Raw genomic sequence first — 18,769 nt, 5'->3', positions numbered from 1 at the left:
TCGACGGGTGTTCACTCGCCCTGGGCGCGTAGGCGTGCCCGGCTAGGCTGACGACCCGACGATGCCGTTCCGCAGCACGGAGGAGTGTCCTGTGACCACCGGTACACCCAGAGCCCACATAGACACGAGCAAGCCGCACCCCGCCCGCGTCTACGACTGGCTGCTGGGCGGCAAGGACAACTACCCCGTCGACCAGCAGGTCGGCGAGACCCTCCCGGCGGAGGCGCGGGGCAACGCGGCCCGGAACAGGGCGTTCATGCACCGCGCCGCGGCCTGGCTGGCGAAGGCGGGCGTCGGCCAGTTCCTGGACATCGGCACCGGAATCCCCACCGAACCCAACCTGCACCAGATCGTGCAGGCGACCAGACCGGACGCCCGGATCGTCTACGCGGACAACGACCCCATCGTCCTCCGCCACGCCGAAGCGCTGCTGGCCAGCACCCCGGAAGGCACCACCGACTTCCTCCTCGCCGACGTACGAGAGCCCGCGACCATCCTCGAACGCGCCCGCGCCGTCCTGGACTTCGACCGCCCGATCGCCCTCTCCCTGATCGCCCTGCTCCACTTCCTGCCCGACGACGAGGACCCGTACCGCCTCGTACGCACCCTCGTCGAAGAACTCCCCTCCGGCAGCTACCTGCTCCTCTCGCACGGAACAGCCGACCAGCACCCGGAGCTGAAGCAGGAGACCGAGACCGCGTACAAGAAGGGTGCGATCCCGCTCCGGATGCGCACCCGCGGCGAGGTCGAGCCCTTCTTCGAGGGCCTGGAACTCGTCGCGCCCGGCCTGGTGTTCGCCACCGAGTGGTACCAGGAGGAACCGGCACCGGCGCGGGAACGCAGCGGCTTCTACGTGGGCGTCGCGCGCGTCCCCCGGGCGGAGCACGGGGCCGTCTTGACGTAAGCCGGAACCGGCCGATACTTGTGCGCAGCATGGGTCGGTCGGTGTCCGTGGCCGGAACGGCAGCGCGACCGGCAACCCTCCCCGGGAGCCGCCGTGTTCACGAACCCGCGAGCCAGATTCCTGCTCACCGTGGCCGTGGTGCTGGCCGCCGTCCTCACGCCGGCCGCGCCCCGCGCGCTGGCCGCCGACACGGCACGCCGTCCCGGCGCGGAGGTCGTGGCCGTCACCCAGGTCGCGCCCCGGCAGGTGGACCTGTCGGTCCGCTCGACGGCGCTGGGCGGCGGTACGGTCAAGGTCCGCCTCCTCACACCCGACGGCTGGAACCCCGGTGAGCGGCACCGGCACTGGCCCACGCTCTGGCTGCTGCACGGCTGCTGCGGCGACTACACGTCGTGGACGAGCATGACCGACGTGGCGGAGACCGACAGCCTGCGCGACGTCCTCGTCGTGATGCCCGAGGCCGGCTGGAACGGCTGGTACAGCGACTGGTGGAACCACGGGCAGGGCGGCGACCCGGCATGGGAGACGTTCCACACCAAGGACCTGCGTCACCTCCTGGAAAGCGACTGGGGCGCGGGCCGCGACCGCGTGGTCGCCGGACTGTCCATGGGTGGCCAGGGCGCCCTGCTGTACGCCGCCCGGCACCCCGGAATGTTCAAGGCGACGGCGGCTTACTCCGGTTCCGCCCACCCCCTTCTCGACTCCGAGTCCGTCGACCGCATCATGGGCTTCTTCGCCGGCCAGGACACCGACCCGCTCCGCGTCTGGGGCGACCCGGTCGCCCAGCGCCGGATCTGGCAGGCGCACGACCCCGTCCATCTCGCCAAGCGCCTGAAAGCACTCCCGGTCTACCTCTCCTGCGGCGACGGCACCACCGGTCCCCTCGACCCACCGGGCGCCACCAGCGCCCTGGAGGCCGACTTCAACCGCCAGAACCACGCCCTCGCGGCCGAGCTGAACCGCGTAGGCGCACGGCAGGTGACGACCCACTTCTACGGCCCGGGTACCCACGGCTGGGCCTACTGGGAACGCGAGCTGCACGCGTCACTGCCGATGCTGCTGGGGGCGTTGGGCACCGACGGCGGCTGATCCCGGTCTCCGGCGCCATGTTGTCTCGATTGGTTCACGGTGCTGTCCCGGTTGGGATCCTGCCGCGTTTGCATCGCGAAAGTCCGGTTAACGTGCCTGGTCGCAGGGGCCTGCGTCCGCACGTGCGACACGTCGAGGGCTCCCGCACGGAAATCCGACACATCACGGGGGTACGGCGAATGGCCACGCGCGACGGCATGGTGAACCACGGAGCGACCACGAGGCCCGGGACGTCTTCGCGCCGGCGGATGCTGCGGCTGGCCGGCGGCGGGCTCGCACTGGGCGCCCTGGCCTTGGGCGCGGTCGGCTGCGACGAGGACGCGGTGGACGTCGAGGACGCCGGCGGCACGGGCGGTTCGGGCGCCGGCAAGCCGAAGGAGGCGGGCAGCGGCACCGGCTCCGGCAAGGACGGCCAGGCCCCCGACCCGCTGTGGACCGAGTCGACCTCGGCCCAGACCTACGGCGACAACGACGAGCTCGTGACGGCGGCCGGCGTGGTGATCGCGAGCGGCAGTCCGCTGGCCGCCCTCGACACCGCGACCGGCGGGAAGAAGTGGTCCCTGCCGGGCGGCGCCATACCCGGCGCACCCCTGCTGCTCGGCAACGGCACGCTGTACCTGGCGAGCAGCGAGTACGACGGCTCCGTCATCGGCTACGACCCCGCCACCGGCAAGGAGACCTGGCGCAGCCACCTGAGCAAGGCCTACCGGCAGCCGCGGCCGATCGCCGTGGACGAGCGGCAGGTGTACGTCATCGCCGAGATCCTCGAGGACGACGGCTCGTCGAAGACCAACGTCATCGCCGCCCTCGACAGCGCCACCGGCAGGATCGCCTGGAAGGAACAGCGCGACACCGGAACCGAGCAGAACGGCATCCACGCCGCCGTCCGCGGCCGGCACCTCGTCTACACCGACTTCAGGAAGAACCTCACCGTCCGCGACACCGCCACCGGCAGCCAGGTGTGGACACACAGGACGACCAGGACCAACTACGGCTTCTTCGCCGTCCACCAGGAGCTGGTGATCGTCCCGCAGGGCCGGACCCTCCAGGCCTTCAACCTGTCCGACGGCAAGGAGAAGTGGTCCCTGAAGACCTCGGGATTCGCCGCGTTCAAGGAGCCCGCCGTCCTGGAGGACGTGCTCTACATCGCCGACAGCGACAGGACGCTGCGGGCCGTCGATCCGCGCACCGGCAAGCTGCTCTGGCAGTCCGAGGCCCTGGCGAAGGCGGGACTCCAGGTGCCGCGCCAGTACGTCAAGGCGGGCGGCACCCTCTACGGCGCCACGGACCTGGACGACAAGGGCGGCATCGTCGCCCTGGACGCGAAGACCGGTGACGTGCGCTGGACGTTCAACGACGGCACCGGTGACTTCCACGCCTGGCTGGTCGCCACCGACGGCAAGCGGGTCTTCGCCCTCCATGGCAGGAAGCTGCACGCCCTGCCGGCGTGACGGGCTGACGCGGTAGCGCATATTCCGCCGTGCGAGGTGGAACAACCCAGCCATGTCGAAGGTCACCCGCCGGACGCTGGTCATCGCCTTCGTGATCTGGAGCTTCTTCGCCTACCCATGGTTCGACAGGGGCTGCGACATCGCGGAGGCGTACACGGCGGTCATCAGGTACGGAGTGCCGGAGGGCCTGGAACCCCTGCCGGCCTGCTACGGCTGAGCAGCTGCTACCGACCACCACCGGTGTGGCGGGAAACGATGCCGGACACGTCATCCAACCACTGGCGGATCCCCACCCCAGCCGGCGAAGCCACGCCCATGCCGAGGACGGACACGGCCTCCTTCAACGCCCTGTCCGTCCCCGCCAGGGCACGCAGTTCCCCGATGTCCCGCACGAGCTGCCCCCGGTCGGCCTCGGACGCCCCCGCCAAGTAGTCGTCGACGGCCTCACCGTACGAGGCGTACTCGTCGAAGAAGTCCTGGTGGAAATAGGCACCGAGGAACTGGCTCAATTCGGGGAATTGCTCCCGGTACTCCCAGCTGTTCTGCGGCAAGCGTGCGTCCGGTGCGGCGTGCCCGATCCGACGGGCCAGATGATCACGGGCGATACGCAAACTTTCTTCGACGCTTCTGCCCGAGACTGGCGCGATCTCCGGCAGGAGTGCGATGTCGTCACCGATCTCCGGGGACTGGAGGCCGGTGCGGAGAAGGTCATCGAGCTGTTGTACAGCCGTGGCGGCCCGCTGCGGATCGTTCGAAACGACCCTGAGGTACGCGGACAGCGCCGGTCCGGGAGCCTCGGGGGAGTCGTTGAAGGTGTAGTCCTGTGCCGCGTAAGCCTCCAGGAGGTCCTGAACCTCGGAGAACCGGAAACCCGGCGCGGGAGTCGATGGCATGAGGCTGCTCCGTCAAGTGTGGGATCAGGGAGTGGGGAACGAGGTCAGGACGCGGTAGCCGGCGGGGGCCTCCGGATCACGCTTCAGGATGACACGGACTGAACGCACCTCTTGTGGTGGATTGCCGTGTTTGAAGTCGTACCGGGTCAGGTGAAGGCCCGTGGTCTCGTCGAAGGCCGCGTCCAGTCTGAGTTTGCTCCTCTTCCCCTGCAGCCAGTTGTCGATGCGCTTCTGATTGCGCAGCAGGGTCCCGTCGGCGAAGCGTTGGGCGTCGGATTCGCTCAGGAACCGTGAGTCGGCGTCGAGTTCCGGCTCGCTGCGTAGACGACGGCGCATGTCTTGCGTTGTCTTCTTCACATGTCGCCCGATGGTGTGCGATCCGTTCTTGCCCTCGTCCCCCTTGACGTCTGCGCGGTGCCTGGGCTTGACCGGGCCCTTCCGTTTGGTGCGAGGCCAAGCATGCTGCGAGAAGCCGTCGTGGGCGCCGGCGCCTCCGCCCGCGCCCACGACCATGAGGACGATGCCCGCCGTACCGAGAAGAGCGGCGGGGAACACCGTTCCGGCCGCGGCCGAACCGACCGTGCCAACTCCGGCGAGGGCGACTCCTTCCGGCGGGAACAGTGCGAGCAGGGACAACAGCAGCAGGGCGAAACCGAGGTGGACCAGGAAGGCGTCGAGCGCGTCGAGGAGGTGGAAAGTCGAAATGGACCTGCCGTCCGGACCCGCGCTGCCGAGCCCGCGATGGAGGAGGAAGACGCCCGTTGTGCCGGCCCCGAGCGCGGTGGCGAGGCGGAAACGGTGGACGGCGAGCGGCTCGCCCAGGAGCTGGGCCGACGTCGTCCGCCAAGTGCGCAGCAGGACGGACAACTGCCAGGCGATCCAGAGGAGGGCGGCGACACCGAAGCCCAGCAGGATCTTCGGTCCCGCGCCGGTGCTGAAGAACTCCTGGAGACCGGATGTCACGGTGAAGGAGCCGGCGCCGAGGAACAGCAACGCCGGCAGACTGAGAACGAAGGGTATGAGGAGCAGCCATATGCGACGGGCGTCGCGCGGACGGGCATGCTTCAACCAGGCGCGAAGTGTGTTCCTCTGCCAGGCTTCCGGGTGGTCGGAGGCACCCATGCGGGAGGCGATGCCGGCCACTGCCTCGCGCAGCCGCACGGTGGCGTCGTCCGTGGACGTCACCGCGGTGGCGTACAGCAGGGAGCGGCGCAGCCGCAGATAGCGCAGGGCGATGAGCAGACTCCACGGGACGCTCCAGGCGGCGTAGCGCAGCAGTGCGCCCACGCTGTCGCCGTCGGCCTGTTCGGAGGGCAGGAGCACATCCGGCATGGTGCGTTTGCCGCGGTGCAACTGGCGTGCGTCGACGACCACGGCGACGGCCAGACAGGCCAGCGGTGCGGCCCACGCCTGGGCGTCCAGCGTCTCCAGCCATTGTTCGGCCTGCCCGCCGGACTTCTGGATGACGTAGTTGTTCAGCGTGTGATGCGCGGCCGCCGCCAGAACCGGTCCCGCTGCCAGGAGACGCACCCATCCCCGGCTGCGCCACAGCAAGCCGGCGCCCAGCCCGGCCACGGACGTCCACACCAGGTGCGTGAACGTCTCGGCGACCAACGCACCACCCGTCGACAACTGTCCGAAGGGTGCGGGTAACCAGGCGGTGAAGACCTCACCAGGGCTGGGTACATAGGGCGGGAACAGCGAGTCCGGGATGATCCACCCGCCGTCCCGTGCAAGGGTTCGATCCACGTCCAGGCCGAACCTGAGTACCGCCTCCAGCAGTCCGAACCCGCCGCCCAGTGCGGCACCCACTACCACGAAGTCGGTCAGTCCCCACTGCCGTCGGACCTTCAGGCTCAGTCCGGCCAGCAGGAGCGGTGAGACCTTGACCAATTCCTCCAACCAGGGCGCGACCGTGTAGCTGGTGATGGTCTCCACCTTCACCAGCGACAGCCCGGACCGATCCGCGTAGAGGCGTGTGTACGCGAGTTCCAGCAGCCCCGTCGCGACACCGCACCCGTACACGCCCACCGCGAAGGCGATCAGTACGGTCGACAGGCGAACCGAGCGTGTCGGCCATGCGACAGCGAACAACTGCAGCACACTCCAGATGGCCGCAGCCGCCATCACCACAACCATGGCCCGGTCCCCCGATCTTCTCTGCTCCGATCTGACGACATGACTGGAGTTCGTGAAAGCAAATTTAAAGCTACGTGGTCAATCTGCGGACATGCAAGGAGATTTGAATGCCTTGTTCACTTCAGGAGGTTGCGAAAGTAAGGATTCGCTGGCGGAACTGGAGGGCGGAAGCCATGCAGCTCTGCGCACAGAACCGTGGCGGCAAGGGGCGTGGAGGCATGGGGAGTGGGCCGGCCGCTTCCGGGACGGCAAGGAAGAGCGCGGAGTTCGTCCTTGCCTTCCCTGCCGGGATCACGCAACGGGATCTTGCGGACGAGGCGAACCGACGGCTCGGGAGGGTGCGGGAGCAACGCCTCGCCAAGCTGGTCGCCGAGGTGGTCGAAGGTGGACTGCTCGTTCCTTGACGACCGTAGGAGAGGGCACGTGCACGCCGGGCGCCGGTGTTGTGTCACGACTCCTCGTCATCGTCCCCCGCGTCGTTGATGAGGGGAGCGAGGAGCGGGTGGACTCTGAAGCCGGAGGTGCGGCCCGGGCCGTTCTTGTACTCGGCCGTGAGAACAGGAACCGCCGAGTCCGGGATCAGCCCTTGTTCCTGCAGCTTGCGGCTGATCCGGGTGATCGGCTTGGTAAAGCCTCTCAGTGTTCGATCGTCGTCGTAGTCACAGAGGTCGTAGACCGCTTCCGGTTCCGCGTGACCGTCCATATCTGCCGCGTAGCGGATGACGTCGACGCGGTTGGTGTAACCCTCGTAAGCCAGCCCGCGGAAGAGAGCCTCCAGGGCCTCGGCGGTCCATCCGCCGTATGTGGCCCCTGCTTCGATGCGCTCGACCCGTTCGATGTCCTCGACGGAACCGGCCTGAAGACTGAGTTGCAGAACGGGGGCGGCGACTTCCAGGAACTGCTTCGGTGACAACAGGTAAAGTCGACCTCCGCCACGCGCCCGGAGCTCCGCCGTCAACTCCGGGCGCGGGCCTCGGCTGTGGCCGCGCTCCTTGCGCCACCAGTCTTCCTTGGCGTCCGCGGTCACGAACAGGACATCGCACTGACGGCGGGATGCCTCGCGCAGCAACTGTTCCCAGACGAAGAAGTCACCGACCGCTCCGTTGCCGTCCTTCTTGGCGTCCATGTAACCGGGTGGAACGCGCTGGTCGACGCGCTTCTGACCCAGCGCGGTCAACGCGGTGCGGTCTTCTGGGGAGAAGGGAGCCCCCACCCTGCCGGTCAGTGCCGGCTCCAGCTTGGCAATCACCGGATCGGTCCTCGTGTCATGCCCGATGTGCTGCCACTCGCCCTCGCCAACCTCATTGATCTTCTTTCGGACTTCCTCGAAGACCTCGCTCAACCGATCGCGAAGGTCATCGAAGTCGTCATCGCTCAAGGCGACCCGGTTGGCCCAGGTGCGTAGTGTCTGTACCGCCTGCACTGAGTGACCGCTCATCTCCTGGGCGGCCTTGGCGCTGGTCGACCGTGCGTCGGAGATTGTGGTCTCCCGGTTCCGCCAGAACTCCACCAGGACCTGGTGGGGAATCCATAAGCGATCGCCCAGGGAGCCGAGCGCCGCCAGAAGATCGGCACGCGCCTGCTCGGTGTAGCGGTAGAGATTGAGCAGCACGTTGGCGTCCGGGGTGACGAGGCCATTCGTCAGCACCGAGCTGAAGTCCGCAGCAGTCGGAGTGCGGAAGGCCCCGAAGTCGTCGAACAGTCCGCGGACGTTCGCGTCGGTCTTGGTGTTGATCGTCATTGTTCCCCCCGGCGCTGCCCACGTCGGCTCCCCTTGTCGACGTGCCTGACGGCGACCTTAGTGTTCCTCCGGTGGAGAGGAAGGGCGGATCGCGGAACTCGCATACGTAGGGACGTCAACGAGCTTCCGCCGTGCAGGGCGACTTTCAGAAGCCAGGGAGCAACGACTATGTGGAGGTCAGGCATACTCTCCGATTCGTACGCGTGCACGACAAGCGGAGAGCGGGGCGGCCCTCGACTCGCGTGGTCAGGTCGACCTGGGGTGTTTCGGTCAATTTGCGAAGAGGTGGACTCTCGTCGTCACCGTACGTCTGTCTGAAGCGCGGCATCCCATGGTGATCATGCGGTCCCTATGTCCTATAGTCCTGTCATTCACCGCTTCTTTTCATGACACAGGCAACCACTAGGATCTGCCCGAGGGCATAGCCATGGGGAACGGTGGGCCTCGAGGGACACGAGGAGTGGGGAACAGGCATGCGGGAAGGCCGGTGGGTCACGGTCACCGAGTCCGAGTTCGAGCATGAACGCCGCGGCCTGGAGGCGATCCGCCGGAAGCTGCCGGACGGCGACCCCTGGCGGGCCTGGTCGAACTTCACCTTCACCGCGAACACCGGCCACGTCCGCGAGGTCGACCTGCTGGTCGTCGCCCCCGGCGGCCTGTGCATGATCGAGCTGAAGGACTGGCACGGCTCGGTCACCTCCGAGAACGGCACCTGGGTGCAGACCACGCCCGGTGGCTACCGCCGTACCCACGGCAACCCGCTGCATCTGGTCAACCGCAAGGCCAAGGAGCTGGCCGGCCTGCTCGCCCAGCCCGGCGCCAGGCGGGTCTGGGTCGCCGAGGCCGTCTGCTTCACCGACAGCGGCCTGCGCGTACGGCTGCCCGCCCACGACCAGAACGGTGTCTACACGGTCGACGAGCTGGTCGACATGCTCAAGCAGGCCCCGGCCGACGAGCGGCGTCGCATCACGGCGATCGGCTCGCGCGAGGTCGCGGCGGCCCTGGCGAACATCGGCATCCGCAAGAGCGACGCGCAGTACAAGGTCGGCCCGTACGAGCTGGAGCGGAAGTCCTTCGAGTCCGGGCAGACCTGGGCGGACTACCTCGCCCGCCACAGCGACCTGCCCGAGGCCGCCCGCGTGCGGATCTACCTCAGCGAGCGCGGCTCCGACGCCTCCCTGCGCCAGTCCGTGGAGAACGCCGCCCGGCGCGAGGCCGCGGTGCTGGGCCGGTTCAAGCACCCGGGTGTCGTCCAGCTCAAGCAGTACTTCCCCTCCGGGCACGCCGCCGGCCCCGCGCTGATCTTCGACTACCACCCGGACACCCTGAAGCTCGACGAGTACCTGGTCCAGTACGGGGAGAAGCTGGACATCCTCGGCCGGATGGCCCTGGTGCGTCAGCTCGCCGAGACGATGCGCTCCGCGCACGCCAGCCGCATCCACCACCGCGGGCTCGCCGCCCGCTCCGTCCACGTCGTCCCCCGGCCGCGCGGCCGGAAGGGGCAGGCCGTCGGGGAGGAGGCCGCCTGGCTCACCCCGCAGCTGCAGATCTCCGACTGGCAGATCGCCACCCAGCGCAGCGGCGACTCCTCGCAGGGCCAGGGCATGACCCGGTTCGCGCCGACTGCCCTGTCCGCCATGCACCTGTCCGACGACGCCGACGCCTACCTCGCCCCGGAACTCACCGCCCTCAACCCCGACCCCGTCTACCTCGACGTGTACGGGCTCGGTGTCCTCACCTACCTGCTGGTCACCGGCAAGGCTCCCGCCGCCAGCCAGGCCGAGCTGCTGGCCCGCCTGGAGGCGGGCGAGGGCCTGCGCCCCAGCTCCCTGGTGGACGGCCTCTCCGAGGACGTGGACGAGCTGGTGCAGGCCGCCACCGCCTACCGCCCCGGCCAGCGCCTCTCCAGCGTCGACGAGTTCCTGGAGCTGCTGGAGGTCGTCGAGGACTCCCTCACCGCCCCCGCCGCCTCCCTCGACGGGCACGCCGAGGAGGAGACCGGGGCGAGCGTCGACAAGGACCCGCTGGAGGCCGTCGCCGGTGACGTGTTCGCCGGCCGGTGGGAGGTCCGCCGCCGCCTCGGCACCGGCTCCACCAGCCGCGCCTTCCTCGTCCGCGACCTGGAGGCGGAGACCCGCAGGACACGCCCGCTGGCCGTGCTGAAGGTCGCCCTGTCCGACAGCCGCGGCGAGATCCTCGTCCGCGAGGCCGAGGCGATGGGCCGCCTGCGCCCCCACTCCGGCATCATCCGCCTCGTCGAGCCCGAGCCGCTGCACATCGCCGGCCGCACCGTCCTGGCGATGGAGTACGTCGGCGACGAGCGCGACGACGACGGCCAGGGCGCCGAGGGTGCGGCCCGCCCGCGCCGCCGCGAGGAGACCGTCGCCCGCCAGCTCCGCGAGCACGGCCGCCTCCCGGTCGACCAGCTGGAGGCGTACGGCGACTACCTCTTCGGCGCCGTCGACTTCCTGGAGGGCGAGGGCGTCTGGCACCGCGACATCAAGCCGGACAACATCGCCGTCCGCGTCCGCCCCAACCGCACCCGCGAGCTGGTCCTCATCGACTTCTCGCTGGCCGGCTACCCGGCGAAGAGCACCGACGCGGGCACCGACGGCTACCTCGACCCCTTCGTCGACGTCATCACACGCGGCTCCTACGACTCCCACGCCGAGCGGTACGCCGTCGCCGTCACCCTGCACCAGATGGCCTCCGGCGAGCTGCCCAGGTGGGGCGACGGCAGCGTCCTGCCGCGCATGACCGACCAGAAGGAGTGGCCGCACCCGACCATCGCTGCCGAGGCCTTCGACCCGGCCGTGCGGGACGGTCTTGTCGCCTTCTTCCAGAAGGCCCTGCACCGCGACGCGGGCCAGCGGTATCCCGAGCTCAAGCCGATGCGGGACGCCTGGCGCAAGGTCTTCCTCGACGCCTCGCAGACCGTCCCCTCCAGCCACCGCACCCGCCCCGCGGCCCCCGCCGACGGGACCGCACCCGCCGAGGGCGCCGCTGCGGCGGCCATCGCGGACGCCGAGCCGGAAACCGCCGAGCAGCAGCGCGACCGCCTCGCCGCCGAGGCCGCCCTCGACACCCCACTGACCGTCTCCGGCCTCACGCCCGCCGCCCAGTCCTTCCTCTACGGCCTGGGCCTCACGACGGTCGGCGAACTCCTCGACTACAGCCGCCGCAAGCTCGTCAACGCCCCCGGCCTCGGCGCCAAGACCCGCAACGAGGTCCAGCAGCGGCAGCGGGAGTGGGGTGAGCGGCTGCGCGAGGCCCCCGTCTCGCCGCTCACGCCGAAGGGCAGGGCGGAGGCGAAGGAGGAGCTGGAGCAGCTCACCGCCGCCGAGTCCGCCCTCGTCGGACAGCTCGCAACGGGCGAGTCGGCGGGCGCGCTGTCCGCCCGCACCCTGCGCTCGGTCAGCCTCGACACCCTCGCCACCGTCCTCGTGCCGGCCGTCAACAACAACGGCTCCAACCGCAACAAGGCGGAGATGGTGCGGCTGCTGCTGCGCCTGCCCGACGAGCACGGCGTCCTGCCCGGCATCGGCGTCTGGCCCAAGCAGAAGGACGTCGCCGACGCGCTCGGCCTCAGCCACGGCCGCATCCCGCAGATGCTCAAGGACGAGCGCAAGCGCTGGAAGGCGGAGCCCGCCGTCCAGGCCCTGCGGGACGAGATCATCGACCTGCTGGAGAGCATGGGGCGCGTCGCCTCCGCCGTGGAGATCGCCGACGCCCTCGCCGTCCGCCGCGGCACGCACCTCGCCGGACGCGAACAGCGGCGCGCGATGGCCCTGGCGGCGGTACGGGCCGTCGTCGAGGTCGAGCAACTGGTGCCGCAGGAGGCCGAGTTCCAGCACCAGCCGAACCGCAAGGCGACCGACGAGTCCCTGGGCGCCGGCCTGCTCGCCCTCGACGTGCGCGAGAACGACGCCCCGGACACCCCGACCGCACCCGGCCTGCTCGACTACGCGATGCGCCTCGGCAGGACGGCCGGCCGGCTGGCCGAGCTGGACACCCTGCCGACGGCCGCGACCGTCCTGGCCGAACTGGGCGCGCTGACGGTCCCGCCCGGCGCCGTCGACTGGGACGAGCGGCGCATGGTGGAGCTGGCCGCCGCCGCGTCCGTGAACGCCGCCGCCACCCCGCGCCTGGAGATCTACCCGCGCGACCTGTCGCTCGTCCGGGCGCTGCGCCTCACGCAGGCCGGGCTCGTCCGCTGGATCCCGGGCGTCCCGGAGGGGCGGCAGCCCGGCCTGACCGGTGAGGACGTGCACGAGCGGGTCCGTGCCCGCTTCCCCGAACTGGGCGTCCCGGACGGACGCGGCGGCACGACCCACGAACTGCCGACCGCCGGCCCGCTCACCAAGGCGCTGCGCGACGCGGGCTTCGAGCTGTCGCTCAGCATGCGCGAGGACACGGGCACGCTGCGCTACCTGCCGACCCGGGTGGAGGACGTCTCCAGCTACCTCACGACGGGCGCGTGGCGGCAGTCGACGCGCACGGGCACGGTGACGCGGTACGCGGACGACCCGCAGCTCGCGGGCGCGGTGCGCGCGGAGGAACGGCTCCTCGCCTCGGCCCGCCGGGACGGGTACCGGGTGCTGACCGTACGGCAGCAGCTCGTGCGCGACGCGGTACGGGAACTGGGCGCCGAACGGCTGGACGCGCGGGCCCTGTCGGTGACCGAGCTGTTCCTGGAGGCCCTGCACGGGCAGGTCACGCCGGGTACCAAGCCGACCTGGGAAACCCTGCTCAAGGCGGACGCCGCCGAGCCGGGATCGAAGGGCGCGGTGCGGTTCGCGGAGTACGCGCGGACGGCGTGGGGCTCGGTCGAGCCCCGGATCGCTGGGCTGCTGGGCGACGGTGGCGGTAGTGCGGGGCCGGTCCTGCTGACGGAGGCCGGGGTGTTCGCCCGGTACGACGCGATGGGCGTCCTGGACCGGCTGGCGTCGGCGGCCCGGCGGGGCGGGCGGGGGCTGTGGCTCCTGGTCCCGCAAAACGACCCCTCGCGCGAGCCCCGGCTCGGGCAGGTGGCCGTGCCGTACCAGGCCGGCCTGGGGGAGTGGATCCAGCTTCCGGACACGTGGGTGGGCAACCGCCATCGCGGGTCCGGCGAGGTTGTGGCAAGTGGTGTCGAGGGAGACGCGAAGTGATCGACCGCAAGGCTCTGTTGAACGACCTGAAGCAGCAGGTCAAGACGGTCGAGACCGACCTTGGCAAGCAGGTGAAGGCGCTCGATGAGGTCGGTGCGCGGCTGCGGGCCGAGTACGACCAGGCGCGCAAGCTGGGGCGTACGGCGGCGACGTGGACCTCGTGGCTGGACGAGCGGGTCACGCAGGTCGCGGTGGCGTGGGTGCTGGGGTCTGTGTTCGTGCGGTTCTGCGAGGACAACCGGCTGATCCCGGAGCCGTACCTGACGGGGCCGGACGGTGACCGACGCGAGCTGGCGGAGTCGCGGTACGACGCGTACGTGGAGTCGGACGACAACCCGACGTACCGGGGCTGGCTGGAGAAGGCGTTCGACGAACTGGGCCAGGGCCAGGCGGGTCGGCTGCTGTTCGACAAGCGGCACAACCCGCTGTATCAGGTCCCGCTCTCGCACGACGGTGCGGGCGAACTGGTCGAGTTCTGGCGGGGGCGCGACGAGGTGGGCGTCCTCGTCCACGACTTCACCGACCCGCTGAACGAGGACGGCACGGAGGGCTGGGACACGCGGTTCCTGGGCGACCTGTACCAGGACCTGAGCGAGGCCGCACGGAAGACGTACGCGCTGCTCCAGACGCCGGAGTTCGTAGAGGAGTTCATCCTCGACCGGACGATGAACCCGGCGGTGCGGGAGTTTGGGCACGAGAAACTGAAGATGATCGACCCCACGTGTGGGTCGGGGCACTTTGTGCTGGGGGCGTTCCGGCGGTTGGTGCGGCTGTGGGGGGAGGGGCAGCCGGGGAAGGACGTGCACGAGCGAGTACGGGAAGCGCTGGACTCGGTGCACGGCGTGGACATCAACCCGTTCGCGGTGGCCATTGCCCGGTTCCGACTGCTGGTTGCGGCCATGGCGGCGAGTGGGGTGCAGACGCTGGCGGAGGCGGCCAAATACGAGTGGCCGATGCACCTGGCGGTGGGCGACTCGCTCATCAAGGCTCGGCAGTTGGAACTGACGCTGGGTTCGGGTGAGGACGGGATGGAAGACCCGTTGGCGTCGTTCGCGTATGCCACGGAGGATGTGCATGAGCACCCGGGGATTCTTCAGCAGGGACGCTACCATTTGGTTGTAGGAAACCCGCCGTACATCACGGTGAAGGACACGAAGCTGAACGCTTTGTACCGGGACCTGTACGACGCATGCGGTGGCATTTATGCTCTCTCCGTGCCTTTTGCTCAGCGCTTCTTCGAACTTGCCAAGCGTGGTGATGCCGAGGGTCGCGGGTACGGCATGGTGGGGCAGATCACTGCAAACTCTTTCATGAAACGCGAATTCGGTACGAAGTTGATTGAAAACTACTTTCGTGACCGGGTTGAGTTGACGGAGGTCATCGACACTTCAGGGGCCTACATTCCCGGGCACGGGACGCCGACCGTCATCCTCGTGGGAAAGCGACGGGAGGGGAGCAGGCGATCGACGGCGATTAGGGCGGTGCGTAGTGTCCAGGGAGAACCGGGCGTGCCTGAATTTGCTGAAGAAGGGAGAGTTTGGCGTGCGATTTTGGGCCAAATCGATGTTCCGGGGTCACTGAGCCAGTGGGTTTCTGTAGAGGATTTGGATCGGGCTCGGTATTTCCGTAAGCAGCCATGGATTCTAGCTGATGGCGGACTCGAAATCATTGAGTCGGTAGCTGCATTCTCGGTAACTCAGTTGGCAAGTCTTGCTCAAAGGGTCGGCTTCGTGGGCATGACTCACGCGGATGACGTGATGGTGCGTCCTCACAGGACTTGGCCTGCCGAAATGAAGGACTTTCTGCAACCAATCGCGGGAGGTGACGATGTGCGTGACTGGGTGGCATCGGTCGAGACTTCGGCATTCTTTCCGTATACATCCGAACGGGTTCTGAAGCCTTTGACGGAATCTGTTGCTACGTCCATAGGACTGTGGCCATTTCGGGCGGAACTTGGATCCCGTGCAACCTTCTCGGGTGGAACCTATAGCTCAGCTGGCCGCCCATGGTGGGAATGGCATCAACTGCCCAGAGATAAAGATGCCCATCATTGGGCTATCACCTTCGCCGAGGTTGCTACTCACAACCACTTCATTTTGGACCGAGGTCATTCCATCTATAAGCAGTCTGCTCCTGTTATCAAACTACGCAAGGGTTCGAGTGACCAGGAGCATGTTGATCTCACAGCTTTGCTTAACAGCTCCGTTGCTGCTCTTTGGCTTAAGCTAAACTGCCATAGCAAGGGAGGCAGTGGGCTCGGCAGGGGATTCCAGGATGAAGCCTGGGAAGAACGGGGGCAGTACAACGGTTCCAAGGTTGAACAGTTTCCGCTACCTGCCGCCTATCCCAGCGTATTGGCGGTAGCAATGGACGCTCTCGCCCAGCAGCTGACCTCTACCAGCGCCGCCGCCGTGGCCACCCAGTCAACCCCTACCACTGGAGCACTCCGCGAGGCCGAGGCCCGTTGGCATGCCATCCGTGCCCGCATGATCGCCCTCCAGGAGGAGCTGGACTGGCAGGTCTACTCCCTCTACCACCTCCACTCCGAAGACCTCCGCGTCTCCGAGGAGCCCGACGACCCCAACATCCCGGAACTCGCTCTCGGTGAGCGCGCCTTCGAGATCGTCCTTGCCCGCCGCGTAGCCGCAGGCGAGGTCAGCGACGAGTGGTTCAAGCGGCACCACTCCACCCCCATCACGGAGATCCCGGCCCACTGGCCCGCCGCCTACCGCGAGATCGTCCAAAAGCGGATCGCCGCCATCGAGTCGAACCGGGCCATCGGCATGGTCGAGCGGCCCGAGTACAAGCGCCGATGGGCCACCGAGGGCTGGGACGCCCTCCAGGAGAAGGCTCTGCGCTCCTGGCTGCTCGACCGCATGGAAAACCGCGATCACTGGTTCGATGAGAACGGCCAGTCGGCCATCCTCACCCTGGCCCGGCTCACCGACGCCCTCTCCCGCGACGAGGACTTCGTCTCCGTGGCCAGGCTCTACGCGCCCCGCAAGGACCTGGCGAAGGTCGTCGCGGAGCTGATCACCGATGAGCACGTGCCGTTCCTGTCCGCGCTGCGCTATAAGCCCGCCGGGCTGAAGAAGCGCGCGGACTGGGAGGAGGTGTGGGACCTGCAGCGCCAGGAGGATGCCGCTCCCGACGAGTCGGCCAAGCGGAAGATCCGGGACTCCATCCCCGTGCCGCCGAAGTACACCTCGGCCGACTTCCTCCGCCCCTCCTATTGGAGGGCGCGTGGCAAGCTCGACGTGCCCAAGGAGCGGTTCATCTCCTACGGGCAGACCAATGCCGCCACTCCCGAGCTGTACGGCTGGGCCGGCTGGGACCACAAGGAGCAGGCGCAGGCGCTGGCGACGTACTTCACCAACACCGCGCTGTCCACCGAGGAGATCACGCCGTTCCTCGCCGGCCTGCTGGAACTCCAGCCCTGGCTGTCCCAGTGGCACAACGAGTTCGACATGCTCTACAGCGGCTCCCCGGCGGACTTCTTCGCCAGTTACCGCCAGCAGAAGCAGGGTGAGCACGGACTCACGGACGACGACCTCCGTGGCTGGCGTCCTCCGGCCGCGACCCGAGGTCGTCGCGCAGCAGCGAAGCAGTAGCCAGGAGTAGATCGACATCTGTCGGTCCAGGGGCCACCCGGTGCGTGAGCGGGTGGCCCTTTGTCCGTACGTGCAGCTGCGCCCACACGGTCTTGCCCGGGGCGGCCCGGCGAGGGCTGACACCCCAGTCGTCCGCGAGGGCGGCGACGAGGAACAGGCCCCGGCCGGACTCGGAAAGCGAGTCGGTCGCCGAGGGACTGGCCGGGGGCCGTTTCTCAGTGAGGGTGTCGGTCACCTCGATACGGAGGGTGCCCTCGGCCAGGGTGAGTTGGACGTGGAAGTCCCGGCCGGGGACGTGGGCGTGGCGTACGGCGTTAGCGGTGAGTTCCGCCGTGATGAGGGTGAGCGACTCGTTCACCGGGCTCGTGTAGGGGTGGCCCCAGTCGTCCAGGCGGTGCGAGACGAGCCGGCGGGCGAGGCGGGCACCGCGCGACGTCGAGGTGAAGCGCATGGCGAACTCGGGTTCGGGTGCGGAACGCTGCGGCATATGCCCATTCGGGGGAGTTTCCGACTTCATAGGGTCAACGATCACGGACTCTGCGTAGCGTTGACCAGGAGCGATGCACTGACGGGTACGGGCTGTACACGCGGTCGGTGCGCTTGTACCCGGTGTTGGGCGTGACCGGTTCCCGGGCCCCGAGTTGGCTGACTGGGCGGTTGTACGAGAGGAGCTGCGGCGTGGACGAAGAGGTTCAGCAGCCGGAGGAGTACGAGGTCGGGACGGGCATGCTGTGCCTGTTCGGGCGGCAGTTGAAGCTGTTCCGGGAACGGGCGGGCCTGGACCGCGCGGGGCTCGGGTCCCTGACCGGGTACTCGGCCTCGACGATTGCGTCGTTCGAGCAGGCGAGACGTATTCCGCAGCCCAAGTTCATCGACCAGGCAGATGAAGTGCTGGGCGCGGGTGGGGTGTTGAGCGCGAGCAAGGAGGAGGTGGCTCGGGCTCAGTATCCGGCGTTCTTCCGGGACGCAGCCAGGTTGGAGGCCAAGGCGGTAGCTCTGCATGTGTACGCGACGAAGGCAGTACCAGGGCTGTTGCAGACGGAAGATTACGCGCGAGCGGTGTTCTCCATGTGGCGTCCGCTGCTGGCCGAGGAGACCATCAACCAGCGGGTGGCGGCTCGCCTGGCACGCCAGGAGGCTTTCTCGCAGACCTCGATGCCCACCATCAGCTTTGTCATCGAGGAGTTCGTTCTGCGGAGACCACTCGGTGGGCGAGCTGTGATGCAGGGCCAGTTGGAGCAGATTCTGCTGTACGGGCACCGGCGTAACGTGGAAATCCAGGTGATGCCGATCGAGCGGGACGAGCATGCTGGGCTGGAAGGTCCCTTCACCTTGATCGAGACGCATGAAGGGCAGAGGATCGCCTACGTGGAGGCGTACAAGGACAGCCGTCTCTACACGGAGCGGAGGCTGGTACGGGAGATCGAGGATCAGTACGGCATCCTTCGGGCCCAGGCGCTCACTCCGCGCGAGTCGCTGGCCGTCGTCGAGAAGTTGCTTGGAGAGAGATGAAAACCCAACAGCCCATAAAGCCGGTACCTGAGTCGGCCTGGTTCAAGAGCAGCTACAGCACAGGTTCGGGCGGCGAATGCATCGAGGTCGCCACCCGCCCCGCCAAAGTCCACGTCCGCGACTCGAAGGACACCACCCGCGCCGCACTCGCCGTAGAACCCACGGCGTGGGCCGCGTTCGTCGAGTTCGCGGCACTCTGACGGGACAGGGCCCTCGGCGGGCGAGTGCTCACCGAGGGCCCTGTGCGCAGGTGAGAGCCTCCACCCGCTCTGAGCGGTG

Annotated in this window: 12 protein-coding genes; 8 read left to right on the top strand and 4 right to left on the bottom strand. The window is 68.4% G+C overall.

Annotation, left to right across the window (positions count from 1 at the left end; genetic code table 11):
• Positions 1-91 precede the first annotated feature (91 nt).
• The 4 genes from ACGFR9_RS01115 to ACGFR9_RS01100 all read left to right on the top strand — a co-directional run bounded on the left by ACGFR9_RS01115 (position 92) and on the right by ACGFR9_RS01100 (position 3,661).
• Positions 92-904: an SAM-dependent methyltransferase gene (locus ACGFR9_RS01115; protein WP_393201692.1), complete on the top strand. Its 813-nt coding sequence runs from the start codon at positions 92-94 to the stop codon at positions 902-904.
• 93 nt (positions 905-997) lie between these two features.
• Positions 998-1,993 carry an alpha/beta hydrolase gene (locus ACGFR9_RS01110; RefSeq protein WP_393201690.1) on the top strand — a complete coding sequence of 332 codons (996 nt, stop codon included), beginning with the start codon at positions 998-1,000 and terminating at the stop codon, positions 1,991-1,993.
• A gap of 179 nt (positions 1,994-2,172) precedes the next feature.
• The gene (locus tag ACGFR9_RS01105) at positions 2,173-3,444 is read left to right on the top strand and encodes a PQQ-binding-like beta-propeller repeat protein (RefSeq protein WP_393201688.1); all 1,272 of its coding nucleotides are present in this window, start codon (positions 2,173-2,175) and stop codon (positions 3,442-3,444) included.
• A gap of 52 nt (positions 3,445-3,496) precedes the next feature.
• The gene (locus tag ACGFR9_RS01100; RefSeq protein ID WP_393201686.1) at positions 3,497-3,661 is read left to right on the top strand and encodes a hypothetical protein; all 165 of its coding nucleotides are present in this window, start codon (positions 3,497-3,499) and stop codon (positions 3,659-3,661) included.
• Positions 3,662-3,668: 7 nt separating this feature from the next.
• On the opposite strand, the gene ACGFR9_RS01095 is transcribed toward ACGFR9_RS01100, so the two are convergent.
• From ACGFR9_RS01095 to ACGFR9_RS01085, 3 genes are all read right to left on the bottom strand, one after another.
• Entirely contained in the window at positions 3,669-4,337 is a 669-nt protein-coding gene (locus tag ACGFR9_RS01095) for a contact-dependent growth inhibition system immunity protein (protein ID WP_393201684.1), read from the bottom strand.
• Positions 4,338-4,361: 24 nt separating this feature from the next.
• A complete protein-coding gene (locus ACGFR9_RS01090) occupies positions 4,362-6,464 on the bottom strand; it encodes an RNase A-like domain-containing protein (RefSeq protein ID WP_393201682.1) in 2,103 nt (700 codons plus the stop codon).
• 460 nt (positions 6,465-6,924) lie between these two features.
• Positions 6,925-8,217 (bottom strand): PIN-like domain-containing protein, encoded by a 1,293-nt coding sequence (locus tag ACGFR9_RS01085; RefSeq protein ID WP_393201680.1) that lies wholly within the window; start codon positions 8,215-8,217, stop codon positions 6,925-6,927.
• A gap of 473 nt (positions 8,218-8,690) precedes the next feature.
• On the opposite strand from ACGFR9_RS01085, the gene pglW reads away from it, so the two are divergent.
• Positions 8,691-13,367, top strand: coding sequence for a BREX system serine/threonine kinase PglW (gene pglW / locus ACGFR9_RS01080; RefSeq protein WP_393201678.1), 4,677 nt, complete (start codon positions 8,691-8,693; stop codon positions 13,365-13,367).
• A complete protein-coding gene (pglX, locus tag ACGFR9_RS01075) occupies positions 13,364-16,978 on the top strand; it encodes a BREX-2 system adenine-specific DNA-methyltransferase PglX (RefSeq protein WP_393201676.1) in 3,615 nt (1,204 codons plus the stop codon). Before pglW ends, pglX begins: the two co-directional genes overlap by 4 nt.
• Here the strand turns inward: pglX and ACGFR9_RS01070 are convergent.
• Positions 16,905-17,465: an ATP-binding protein gene (locus ACGFR9_RS01070; protein WP_393201674.1), complete on the bottom strand. Its 561-nt coding sequence runs from the start codon at positions 17,463-17,465 to the stop codon at positions 16,905-16,907. The two genes, pglX and ACGFR9_RS01070, sit on opposite strands and share 74 nt — an antisense overlap.
• A 191-nt stretch (positions 17,466-17,656) precedes the next feature.
• On the opposite strand from ACGFR9_RS01070, the gene ACGFR9_RS01065 reads away from it, so the two are divergent.
• Positions 17,657-18,490, top strand: a complete 834-nt coding sequence (locus ACGFR9_RS01065) for a helix-turn-helix domain-containing protein (RefSeq protein WP_393201672.1) — start codon at positions 17,657-17,659, stop codon at positions 18,488-18,490.
• Positions 18,487-18,690: a DUF397 domain-containing protein gene (locus tag ACGFR9_RS01060; RefSeq protein WP_393201670.1), complete on the top strand. Its 204-nt coding sequence runs from the start codon at positions 18,487-18,489 to the stop codon at positions 18,688-18,690. The genes ACGFR9_RS01065 and ACGFR9_RS01060 overlap by 4 nt, the downstream gene beginning before the upstream one ends.
• Positions 18,691-18,769: the final 79 nt, after the last annotated feature.

Source organism: Streptomyces sp. NPDC048584 (genome assembly GCF_043199595.1).
Taxonomy (GTDB): Bacteria; Actinomycetota; Actinomycetes; order Streptomycetales; family Streptomycetaceae; genus Streptomyces; species Streptomyces edwardsiae.
Note: the sequence above shows the minus strand (reverse complement) of the source record. Positions and strands in the feature narration are given on the sequence as shown.